Origin of the sequence: Paenibacillus sp. FSL P4-0113 (genome assembly GCF_038009305.1) — a bacterium.
Classification (GTDB): Bacteria; Bacillota; Bacilli; order Paenibacillales; family Paenibacillaceae; genus Paenibacillus; species Paenibacillus polymyxa_D.
Genome location: NZ_JBBPAZ010000002.1, coordinates 1 through 11,623, shown reverse-complemented (window position 1 = coordinate 11,623; position 11,623 = coordinate 1). Strand labels below are relative to the sequence as shown.

The window sequence follows — 11,623 nt, the reverse complement described above, 5'->3', positions numbered from 1 at the left end:
ATGCTATGGATTGAATCAGAAAAAACCGCCGGGTCCACGACAATGACCGGGTGGTTCTCTTCTGTCACGACAAAATCATCACTTGATTGCGATATAAATCAAAACAGGTTCATCAGGACTGCCATACACTTCAAAATCACCTGTGTATGTCCGCTCCCCTTGTCCCGTGGCAGCCCACTCCCAGATCGTCTGCCATACACGGAAGATAGAAGAGGGTTCCTGAGTTGTCTGAAAAATGGCGTAGCGTGCAGCCGGAATAACAAGTTCTTCAAGATCGTCAGGAGTTTGGAAATCAACAGCCGCTTCCTTCCCGATAAAGAATGTATACTCGCCCAAAGCTCCATTTTCATAGTCAGTATAGCAACCATAGACGGAAGCAGATCCTTCATGCCCCCTGATCCGACCTGGCACACCCTCGCTCCAAAAACGTTCCCACATGTTTGGAATGATCCCGTGAGATGTTTGTTCCTTCTGATTATTTGTACGTGCTTTTAGTCCAATTAAATGGATTTCACCTCGGTATTCCTCCCGAATGGGTCCATCAAGTTGAAGCTCTGTATCCTCTAAAGACCTCCACCTTTTCAAATGCGGTAGGTAATTACGCAGCATCGAAGTCGCTTCTTCTGCCTGCATCCCCTCTTCTACCAGGATAGGCACACACTGCTGAATCATCCCCTCCATAGTCAATTCAGGCTGTACAAATTCGCCTTCCTTGTAACAATACTTGCAATACTCATCCGTTTTATGATGTTGTGCATCCGTTCCATATTGGTCCTCATGCTCCAGCGGCATCCCACAACTTTGACAAGCTTTATCCATCCTCGTAAATCCCCTTTCGCTATCTGATATCAGGTATGCCACCAGTATAACGAAACAAACCTGACAACTATGGGTCAGGTTTGTTTTACTTTAATCTAAGAATTCCTTTATGATTCCCGAACTTCTTCGTAATTAGACGCAATACGCAGCGCCATCTTATGAATCTTATCCCGCAAATGGGCTGGTTCTTTGACAACCACATCCGGTCCCAGGCTTAAAATAAATCCGTACGCCCATGCATCCTCAGGAAACGGGACCGAGACCGTATAGATCCCTTCCTCCTGCTCGGTCAATGCTTCTACGCCAAACCAGTCCTCCGCCAGATGCCTTGAGTTACGGTTAAATTGTAGCGTAAATGGTTGTACGGCCCTGGATACCTCCATCCGCCCCTCATTCCACGGCAACACTTCATAAGAAAGATCCCTGCGAGCAAAAACGGTCTCTGTAACCACAAGGTCACTCATGCGGGAAAGCTTGAATAGACGAAACTGCTCCCTATCGGGACAATATGCATATACAAACCATTGTTGTCCTTTCAGAACGAGCGTATGCGGTTCAACATTCCGTTCTGTAATGGCTCCCCCCGCATTTCGATAGGTAAAGGCGACAGTGCGCGCTTGGCTCATTGCTTCTTTTACCTTTATCAATTTGCCTTCCTGCGCAGCCCGATTTCCCCATCCCGAATGATCGACGATAAACTGTGTGGTATGGACACTAAATTGCTCTTTCCCAGACTCTGGTATAATACTTTCAAATTTATGAAGTAACCGCGACACATTCGGGCCACCCAACGACGAGGACAAACTCTGCAGCCCCATTACAATGTCCTTGACATCATGATCCGTCAACATACTGCGATCCAGGCGGTATCCTTCCATCAAGCCGATCCCCCCATTGGCTCCCTGATAAGTCACCACCGGAATACCTGCCATACTAATCGCTTCAATATCTCTATAGATCGTCCGGATCGAAACCTCATATAAATCAGCCAGTTCCTTCGCTTGTATTCTATTTTTCTTTAGTAGCAAAATGACGATAGAAAGCAATCGGTCAATTTTCATTTTTTCAAAACCTTTCACCATTAATAAAAATAAGCCATGAACTCCTCATCGTATTCCTTCATCTTACTCTATCTCTTATCTTGGGATTTAGCAAAAATCCATTGAGCGACTTTCAATAAACAAGATATAGATCGAAATGGTTTAGTTCGTCTATATCTTGCACTTCAGAGCCACTAGTATCGAATTTTGCAAAATCCGGATCTAAAATGAATCTGTTATTCTTCAATTAAAATAACCTCAGGTACTCTATCCAGCCGAATAGAATGCCTGAGGTTTCAATAACTCCTTACAAATTATGATTCGTAGCGCTTCAGCACAATGACCGCATTATGACCACCGAAGCCGAAAGAATTAGATAGCCCAATATTTAGTAGAGCCTTGCGCGCTTCGTGAGGCACATAATCCAGATCGCAAGCCGGGTCCGGATTGTCCAGGTGCATCGTTGGTGGAATGATGCCCTCCCGTAGGCTTTGCACAAGCGCAATCGCTTCGACCCCGCCCGCAGCTCCCAGCATATGACCCAGCATGGACTTATTCGCAGTAACCGGAATCTGATAGGCATAGTCGCCAAACAGTTTGTGGATTGCCAAAGTTTCAGCGGTATCCCCTACAGCTGTACTCGTTGCGTGGGCACTGATCACGTCCACTTCTTCCGGGGAGATGTGAGCCGAACGAAGGGCCGCTTTCATCGCCAAGTAAGCTCCGGTTCCTTCGGGATGCGGTGCAACCATGTGATAAGCATCCGAACTCGCTCCATAACCGATGACCTCACCATAGATTTCCGCTCCCCTCCGGGTAGCGTGCTCCAGCGACTCCAGTACTAGGATGCCTGCTCCTTCGCTCATGACAAAACCGTCACGATCTTGATCAAACGGCCGGCTTGCTATCGAAGGCTCCTCGTTACGTGTGGACAAGGCTGTTGCATTAGCGAAACTTGCCAAGGCCAATCGGGACACCGCTGCTTCAGCTCCACCGGCAAAAATGACATCCGCATCTCCTGTACGAATCGTCCGAAACGCCTCTCCAATTGCTGTATTCCCAATAGAGCAAGCCGTCACGGGGGAAAGCGTAGGTCCCATCGCTCCAAACGCGATACTAATTTGAGCAGCAGCCATATTTGAGATCATCATGGGTACCAGCGTCGGGCTAACTCTGCCCGGTCCACGCTGTAGCAGTACATCTACATTGTCCACCAACGTATCCAAACCGCCGACTCCCGATCCCACATAAACACCGACACGCTCCAAATCGGTGTGATCCAGTTCCAGACCGGAATCCTTGAGCGCTTGCTCTGCCGCATATAATGCAAACTGAGTAAACCGATCCATTCGTCTAGCATCTTTACGTCCCCATTGCTTTTCTGCATCAAAATCCTGTACCAGTCCAGCAATTTGTGCTTTCAAATCGGACACATCGAATGTATCAATTTTACGTATACCTGAATTGCCTTCCAGCAAATTCTTCCACAACGTGTCCACTTCATTACCCAGTGGGGAAACGACACCCATACCTGTTATCACTACTCTTTGCATAAGCTATTCATTCCTCCTGCTCGGTGACTTACTTATAATCCTCATTTTACCCTCGTCTTATCCTATTACAAGTGTTTGTTTATCCTGGTATAATGAACACTACTATAGTACACGCCTTATTGGCTCACTTCGGATATACCCATTGAATGGAGAGAAAATACCTATGAAAACGGAAGCACGTCTGGAAGCACTATCTGTTTTTCTAAAAACAAAAAGAGCCCGCCTACACCCACATATGGTCGGTCTCCCCCAAGGATCACGTCGGAGAACACCAGGCTTGCGCAGAGAAGAAGTCGCTCAGCTGGCTGGTGTCAGTACGACCTGGTATACCTGGCTGGAGCAAGGACGAGATATTAAGGTGTCCGCCTCTGTGTTGGATGCTATTGCTGCCGCATTGCAGTTGAACACAGACGAGCGCAAATATTTGTATGATTTGGCGATCGAGGCTGGGTCTCACAGCCTTCCTGCTCCTGCAGAGCAAGCCGTCATTTCCCCCTCTCTGCAAAAGATCGTACAAGAGCTACACTACTGCCCTGCTATTATTTCAGATCGGCGCTGTCATATTGTCGGCTGGAACGCCGCTGCTGCTCATGTTTTTATGGATTTTGCCGAGCTACCACATGAGCAACGCAATATGATTGAACTGCTATTCACCAAAAAGGAGTTTAAAAGTCTAGCTGTGAATTGGGAACACTTTGTAAAGGGGTTCCTTGCTATTTTCCGCGCTTATTACGGGCAATACGTGACAGATCCCTGGTATGCACAATTTATACAAAATATGAGCCAGGCCTACCCGGAGTTTAACGAGCTTTGGAATCAGAGCGAAGTAAGCTCTGCACCGGAGGTGCTCATTGAATTTCGTCATGCGAAGGCTGGCAAAATGCTATTTGACCTAACTTCTCTTCAGGTACAAGGCAGTGTTGATCTCCGTTGCAGTATCTACACCCCCAATGCGCAAACCTCAACGGAAAGCAAACTCCAAAAGTTAATGGAAGGCAGCTAAAGGATTTCATCCCTCCTGTTATGAAGATATCATTTTCCGTCCATACTACATCTACGATCTGTGCAAAAATAGATGCCACGTATGTGACAGAACCAAGAGCTTCAACTGTGCTACTACCAGGAGGGAGGGAATCATCATGAAAGCCAAATCGACAAGTTCCCCGCACATACACAATCAAGCGCCACTGCCTGTTCCGGTGCAATTTGATCGAAGCTGGCAGGATGAGCTGGACCAACGCCTACGCAAAGGTGGCCCTTGGGGAGATTGGAATCTGTATCAGCTGGCCATTGAGGCAGAAAAAGTCAAACTGGTGCCGAACTTCGATGAGCTTCAATGTCTACAGCATTTGCAAGACCTCACTCCACTACCCCATCAGCTGGATACCGCTCGGAAGGTACTGTTTCAAATGTCCGGACGTGCCATTCTTGCCGATGAAGTCGGCCTGGGCAAAACGATCGAAGCTGGAATGATCCTAAAGGAATATCTGGTTCGCGGGCTGGCTTCCAAAGTGCTTATTCTTGTACCCGCATCCCTGGTCCTACAATGGGTGCGTGAGCTGAACAGCAAATTCGGTATTCCCGCTGTCGCCCAGAAAAAAGCGTATTCTTGGTCTTCCGAGGTTGTCGTGGCCTCTATGGATACTGCCAAGCGAGAGCCCCATAGTAACATCCTGCTAGATACCGATTATGACCTGCTCATTATAGACGAGGCCCATAAGCTGAAAAATAAAAAGACATCCAACTACCAGTTCATTATGAAGCTGCGTAAAAAATATTGTTTGCTCCTGACAGCGACACCTGTACAAAACGATCTGTCTGAGCTGTTTAACCTGATTACACTGCTCAAGCCCGGTCAATTGGGAAGACATGGCGATTTTTCAGCCAACTTTGTTGTAGATAAACGTCTGCCCAAAAATGAAGATCAGCTCAAGGATGAGCTGTCTAAAGTCATGATCCGCAATCGTCGCGGAGAAGGCCCAGTTCAATTCACCAAACGAAATGTTTCCAATATTCACTTGGAACTTTCGCCGGAAGAGCAAGCGCTGTACGATGGGGTAACCTCTTTTGTCAAAGAGCAATACCAGGCGAATGGCGGAAATTTAAGTAGCATGCTGTCTCTCGTTACCCTTCAACGGGAAGTGTGCAGCAGCCGGGACGCTGTGTTCGTGACGCTGGTCAATTTGTCTAAAAAAATGGCTCCAGACTCTCCCCTACGCGATCGTGTCTGGGATTTGGTTGCACACATTAAAGCGATCAAGGCCAATTCCAAAGCAGAAAAGGCGCTCGAGCTTATCCGTCAGATGAACGAAAAGGTGATCATTTTTACAGAATACAGAGCCACACAGGAGTATTTGCTGAACTATTTCCGTGACCGTGGCCTATCTGCTGTTCCTTACCGAGGCGGTATGAACCGTGGACGCAAGGATTGGATGATGGATCTGTTCCGTGGGCGCATTCAGGTCATGATTGCCACCGAAGCGGGTGGTGAAGGCATTAACCTGCAATTTTGTCACCATATGATTAACTTCGATTTACCGTGGAACCCCATGCGCGTGGAGCAGCGGATCGGACGGGTGCATCGACTTGGACAGACGCATGATGTTAATATTTTCAACTTGTCCACAACCGGAACGATTGAGGAGCATATCCTACATCTGCTGCATGAAAAAATAAATATGTTTGAGATGGTCATTGGCGGATTGGACGTTATTCTGGAGAAGTTTGAGAAGAAAGAATCCATTGAAAAAAGTTTGTATAAAATCATGCTTGAATCCAGTAGCGATGATGAAATTCGCAAAAAAATGCAAAAACTGGGCCACTCGCTGGATTCCATCAAACAGGAAATGGAACAACTGCGCACAGACCAGCCAAACACCGAGAACTTATTAGGCTTAGCAGGCAATACGGTTCCTCCGGGTAAAGCTCGACGCAGTGTGAAGGGAGGTCGCTAGTTTGACCATGGATGCACAGCAAGTCCAGCGTTTTGTCCACACCTATCTGGAAGCTACCGGATGCAGTGTCATTGAGAGGTCACCCCACCATGTAACCGTCAAGCTTTCTCCAGAAGCGGATAAAGCCTTAACAAACCGGCCCTACTATTGGGGATACGTGGAGCGTACTGGCGTTCCAGCGCAGACGATGTCCTTCACCTTCATCTTTGATGGGGAAGCCTATCGCACAGAACAGGAACGTTTAGCGGACCATACACCCCCAACTCCAGCATCAGGCAACGCAGCACAAGATCAGGTCATGGGGCGTTACTTCGGTCATGTACCGACGTTACCACAATTGGGACCTGGACGTATTTTGCAGGAGGAGCTTCGATATGGAAGCCGTCGGCTGCACCAAATTTTTGAAGCCGCACGGGATGGAGGAAAATATGTTTATTTGTTTGAGCAGCCTGATGCCCGTCAGTTGTCTGCCCGCTCTCCCGTAGTCTATGAAGCTTGGCTCAGCATCTGCTATAAAATTGAATTCGCTTGCGATTTGAAGCGTGAGGAACTTCATTGGCTAGGTATTTCGCTCAAAAGCGGCACCATTGTAACCGATTTTGGCGCCATGCTCGAAACCCGGCAGCTCAGCCCGCTGCTGGCGGGCAATATGCATGTACAGCCTGCCAAGCTATCTGTCCCGGAAGCTTCCACCTCGCTTGAAAGCTACCTCACTGAACAACTCCGTCAGCAAGACTATGGTTGGGCTGAGCAGGCGAAGGAACGATTGCGCGAGGAATTGGAGGTCATTGACCACTACTACGAAGATCTAATCAAGGAGCAGAAAGAGGAAGAGGAAAAAAAAGAAGCCATATCCGAGCAGCATCAAGCCCGCCGTAAAGAAATGGTATGGCAATATGAGCCAAAGGTACTCGTATCCGCCATTAACTGCGGGATATTTCATCTGCGGTAACCGATATCTCTCGCTCCTTCGCAGGAAAGTTGCAGAGATATCGTCAGCTTGTAACATCTTGCTTCAGCCTACATCAGTTTCCGCTGCTGTAACCACAAGTTTGGTTAAACATGTCCCCTATGTATCGACAGCAAAAAGCGAACCTGGATATGACATTTACGCCGACAAGGTGCAGCAGTCTTTTTATGGGACAGGCTGTATGCTGGATAAAAAAGAATGCCTCCGTCGGGCAATCAAGCCGACAGAAAGGTGGATACCATTGAAGAAGAGTCATTCCGGGCACTATAGCATAGGTATGATCGCAGCTGTTCTGATCGGCCTGTCCGCAGTCTGTCCGCTCACTTCCATTCATGCGGCTCCCTCAGTCGCTCAAGACAACAATTTAAACTCGGAGTCTCTTTACAACGATAGCTCGCGGGTTCCTCCATTGGAATCCGCGAGTCCTGCTACTCCTTCCCCTTCCCAGGATGACGTTTCAGCAAGTTTTCCTACACAGGAGCAAGGCGTACCTACGGGCGTAAAACAAGCTGCGGACAACAAGGTACAATCCTTATCGTCCCAACCCCCTTTTTCCTTGTGGAAAGATGCTGAGCTGAGCTATCATCCGCTCGGACCTGGAACCCATAGTTGGCTCGTTCAAGTAAACCGCGCAGGAGAATACATCGGCTACCTGATTATCGGATCAGACTCAAATGGCGCATATCAACTCAACGAATATGGGAATGGTCCAGGTGGACCTTATAGTATGGATGTACTTCGCCAATCTCTGGTGTCGCTCACAGAAACCGATCTTTCATCTATCGACAAGCTGCAAATCACACCTATGTATGAGGAACCGCTACTAGCCTACTGGCTGGTGCGTTCCTCTACAGGCAGCCAAATATGTATTGATGCTCTAACTGGCGATCCGTTACCTGTAGAAGTGGCAGATGGGAGTTGGAAACATAAGCTCCAAAACAACGCATTCTCTTCATCTGTACCCTTTTTGAAAACACAGGCGCAGGCGGTTACGGTCTTGTCTGCTCCTTTCGATCCCTATGACGACCTGGGGTGGCTTCAACCCAAACAAAAGCTTTCCGTCCGTAACACAGGCCAATTTATGGATACACTGAGTATTTCGCTGCGTATTATATTTTCTGCCACAGGTATCAATTTTGCCTTTGGAGGTCCCTTATCTATTAGTGGGTATCAGTCCTGGATATCCCCAGATCATCCGTCCCAATCCAATTTATATGCGTTAACTTACCATCATGGACTTTCCCGATTTGTACCATTAAAAAAGTTATTATCAGCTGGCGAATTCTATCGTTTGGACTCCTAGTTATAAAGAAACATGATAATGATTCGGAATGATCTCTACAACATAAAAAGAGACCTCAAAATGGCATACCCTATGCCTCTTGTGGTCTCTTTGGCGAGCTTAATGTCGCTCCCTTCGCCCTCTGCGTGTGGATTTCATCCACATTTTCAGAGCGAGAGGCAACATGCCAAACCATTTGCTCCCCCACGGCTCTCTGGCTTGTTTTTGACTGCGCCGAACATCACGCGGCGTTTCCATATAGCGAACAATCCGCTGCGTAATATACGTCACCAGTTCGTCACTCTTCGCCATCCTCCATGACCTCCTTCAATCTGCGCCCATCCTTTCCATTTACGTTGCTTGGAAATATCGGATTTACACGTTAGGTGCAGATACAACTAGCTTGCTCATTTTCCAAAAGGTCTAACCCTTGTGGGAATAACTATGCATGGTTTCCCTTAAATGGAACATACTATCTTCAATCAGTAAATAATCAATTCGTCCACTGGAGGAATAGAACGTGCGGAATAAAAAGTTAAACAAGATAGGGCTGACAAGGCTGGGATTGAGTCTATGCATCCTTTGCAGTGCTGTATTTGCCCCATTTACCTATATAGCTGCTCAGCCCGACGATAAAAGTAACGAACCGAACAAGTATACAGATGTTCCGCCCAACGTACATTCGTCCTATCACGCTTTTGCCAAGCCCGTTGTCCTGATTGATGTAGGTCATGGCGGTGTGGATGGTGGAGCAAGTCACAAAGGAATTTTGGAAAAAGACATCAATCTCGCCATTGCTCAAAAGCTGTACTTGATTTTACGATCCCAGGGATATCCTGCTGTTCTGAATCGGGACAAGGATTACGCACTGAGTGACGACAACCGTTGGCTACAGTCCAAATCCCGGCATCTTAAAGACCTCGCCCAACGTAAAAGCCTAACAGAACAACTGCCCACCGCTTTGGTTGTAAGCCTGCATGTCAATTGGACCAAACGTGCCGAAAAACGGGGACCCATTGTGCTGTATCAGGATGAAGGCAGCAGCTATCTGTTAGCTGAACGGATTCAGCATTCATTAAACCGCTTATTTTGCATGAATAGAAAAACAGTGTACGGAAAACCCTTTTATCTTTTGAATAAAATCCAGCATCCTGCTGTCATTGTGGAAACCGGATTTATCAGTAACGAACAGGACAGAGCTATGCTTTCTGAGGATCGTGGCCAAAAAAGCATTGCCGGAGCTATTGCCGAAGGCATTATTGCACATCTGACGGCATGGTAGTATTGATGGCTGGGTCTCCCGTCCATCCCCATACAGCTCGCACCAAATCGCTAATACCCACAAATTTGGCCTGCTCCTTTAGCTTGGGAACCGACGAATGAAGAGCGGAGGACGTGTACATGCCCGACACGCCGACATGCCCAATTGTTACGCAGGTATTGTGCTCATCCAGCCATTCAACCACTCTTGTAAGTTGCCGATTCACATGGGCGAGGGTATGAACATCATCCAGAAAAACATTATTGCGTACCGGAGGCATTCCCTTTTTAGCGGCAAGTTCAGGCACCACTGACCAATAATTAGTACGGCTATCGACAAAAAATAGTCCATGCTCCTTACAAACATCAAGAACTATGGACATAATGCGCTTATCTGAAGTGACCTTGGAACCCATGTGGTTGTTCATTCCTATCGCATAAGGAACATCCTTAATGGCTGCTGTCACCTTCGCGCGCACTTCTTCATCCGTCATATTAGCCTTAATTGCTCCGGGCCCAAGCCATTCGGGCTTTCCCTGTTTTGGCTCCATTGGAAGATGGACGATGACATCATGACCGCGCTTATGTGCTTCCATTGCGTCCTGCTTGGTTGTAGGCAGGAAGGGCATCACAGCAACGGTAATCTTAACGGGCAAATTTAAAATTTGCTCAGTCCCTTTCATGTTGTTTCCAAGATCATCAATAATGACAGCAACCATCTTTTGCCGCTCGTCCTGTTTGTCTATTGCTTCTGCAACACCAGTACTACAGACCATGAATAACATGCATACCGAAATACAGAGAACTACGGTTCTTCGTATTTTGGAGCTTGAATGGAATACAGGTACATAAGCTGGCTCTTTCCGAGCGCGAGATGCCTTTAAAGCCTTTTTTATTATATTTCTCATGTGCAGCTTCCGTCGTGTACTCATTGCGGGTCAGCCTCCTTCTCTGTCCCTTCATTGTGTGAGTAACCTCGTCTAAATATGTATAAGGCAGACCATGGAATACTCTCTAATCTGCCTTATCGTGCGTAGAAACGTATGTTAAAGCCGCTTACCAGTTCTTATCAATAAATTCATCACGGCCCGATTGAGCCCGATCCTCCTTATAGTGCTTCACGTTTTTCTTGTGGTAATCCTGATGATAATCCTCTGCTGGATAAAAAATCGAAGCCGGAAGGATCTCCGTTGCAATTGGCTTATCAAAGCGTCCACTTTGTGCCAACTGCTCCTTGGACTGTTGCGCAAGCTCACGTTGCTGCTCTGTATGATAAAAAATTGCGGGTTTATACTGTGTGCCCCGGTCCTGAAATTGACCTTCCCCGTCGGTAGGGTCTGTTTGTGGCCAATATAATTCGAGCAGCTTTTCATAAGGAAACAGCTCAGGCTCAAACGTAATCTGCACCACCTCGTAGTGACCTGTAGTTCCTGTTTTAACCTGCTCATAGGTGGGATCGGGAATCGTTCCTCCAGTGTATCCTGACACAATGCCATGAATGCCCGGCTGCTCTTCAAACGGAGTCACCATACACCAGAAGCACCCACCTGCAAAAGTTGCTTTCTCCATCTTACATCCAACCTTTCAATAACTTCATTATAAAATCTTTCTATCATATCTGGAAATCCATAGTTTGCGTGAAGACAAGAAACGTGTTCAGCTTAAACTATGAGCAAATCCCCAGAAATATAAGAAAAAGGTCTCTAAAACTGCTACGAGAGCAATTCTATAGACCTTTTCTAATG

Annotated in this window: 11 protein-coding genes; 5 read left to right on the top strand and 6 right to left on the bottom strand. The window is 47.1% G+C overall.

The features are described 5' to 3' along the window. Nucleotides 1-78: 78 nt before the first annotated feature. From MKX46_RS24625 to fabF, 3 genes are all read right to left on the bottom strand, one after another. On the bottom strand, nucleotides 79-819 hold the full coding sequence (locus MKX46_RS24625; RefSeq protein ID WP_029516741.1) for a zinc ribbon domain-containing protein: 741 nt from the start codon (nucleotides 817-819) through the stop codon (nucleotides 79-81). Nucleotides 820-926: 107 nt separating this feature from the next. Further along, nucleotides 927-1,880 (bottom strand): helix-turn-helix transcriptional regulator, encoded by a 954-nt coding sequence (locus MKX46_RS24620; protein ID WP_029516740.1) that lies wholly within the window; start codon nucleotides 1,878-1,880, stop codon nucleotides 927-929. A 293-nt stretch (nucleotides 1,881-2,173) separates the two neighbouring features. Then, entirely contained in the window at nucleotides 2,174-3,412 is a 1,239-nt protein-coding gene (fabF, locus tag MKX46_RS24615) for a beta-ketoacyl-ACP synthase II (protein WP_029516739.1), read from the bottom strand. 163 nt (nucleotides 3,413-3,575) lie between these two features. On the opposite strand from fabF, the gene MKX46_RS24610 reads away from it, so the two are divergent. The 4 genes from MKX46_RS24610 to MKX46_RS24595 all read left to right on the top strand — a co-directional run bounded on the left by MKX46_RS24610 (nucleotide 3,576) and on the right by MKX46_RS24595 (nucleotide 8,639). Further along, nucleotides 3,576-4,415 carry a helix-turn-helix transcriptional regulator gene (locus tag MKX46_RS24610; protein WP_023988057.1) on the top strand — a complete coding sequence of 280 codons (840 nt, stop codon included), beginning with the start codon at nucleotides 3,576-3,578 and terminating at the stop codon, nucleotides 4,413-4,415. Nucleotides 4,416-4,551: 136 nt separating this feature from the next. Further along, nucleotides 4,552-6,366 (top strand): DEAD/DEAH box helicase, encoded by a 1,815-nt coding sequence (locus tag MKX46_RS24605; protein WP_069011346.1) that lies wholly within the window; start codon nucleotides 4,552-4,554, stop codon nucleotides 6,364-6,366. A 1-nt stretch (nucleotide 6,367) separates the two neighbouring features. Further along, nucleotides 6,368-7,318, top strand: a complete 951-nt coding sequence (locus MKX46_RS24600; RefSeq protein ID WP_029516737.1) for a YqhG family protein — start codon at nucleotides 6,368-6,370, stop codon at nucleotides 7,316-7,318. Nucleotides 7,319-7,577: 259 nt separating this feature from the next. Then, nucleotides 7,578-8,639, top strand: coding sequence for a hypothetical protein (locus MKX46_RS24595; protein ID WP_341071947.1), 1,062 nt, complete (start codon nucleotides 7,578-7,580; stop codon nucleotides 8,637-8,639). 99 nt (nucleotides 8,640-8,738) lie between these two features. Here MKX46_RS24595 and MKX46_RS24590 read toward each other — a convergent pair whose 3' ends face one another. Beyond that, nucleotides 8,739-8,930 carry a YqzE family protein gene (locus tag MKX46_RS24590; RefSeq protein WP_029516735.1) on the bottom strand — a complete coding sequence of 64 codons (192 nt, stop codon included), beginning with the start codon at nucleotides 8,928-8,930 and terminating at the stop codon, nucleotides 8,739-8,741. Nucleotides 8,931-9,138: 208 nt separating this feature from the next. Between MKX46_RS24590 and MKX46_RS24585 the strand changes: the two genes are divergently transcribed. Next, nucleotides 9,139-9,900: an N-acetylmuramoyl-L-alanine amidase gene (locus tag MKX46_RS24585; RefSeq protein WP_340931893.1), complete on the top strand. Its 762-nt coding sequence runs from the start codon at nucleotides 9,139-9,141 to the stop codon at nucleotides 9,898-9,900. Here the strand turns inward: MKX46_RS24585 and MKX46_RS24580 are convergent. Beyond that, the gene (locus tag MKX46_RS24580; protein ID WP_341071946.1) at nucleotides 9,875-10,810 is read right to left on the bottom strand and encodes a divergent polysaccharide deacetylase family protein; all 936 of its coding nucleotides are present in this window, start codon (nucleotides 10,808-10,810) and stop codon (nucleotides 9,875-9,877) included. The genes MKX46_RS24585 and MKX46_RS24580 overlap by 26 nt on opposite strands. Before the next feature lie 124 nt (nucleotides 10,811-10,934). Continuing rightward, nucleotides 10,935-11,447, bottom strand: a complete 513-nt coding sequence (msrA, locus tag MKX46_RS24575; RefSeq protein WP_341071945.1) for a peptide-methionine (S)-S-oxide reductase MsrA — start codon at nucleotides 11,445-11,447, stop codon at nucleotides 10,935-10,937. Nucleotides 11,448-11,623 lie beyond the last annotated feature (176 nt).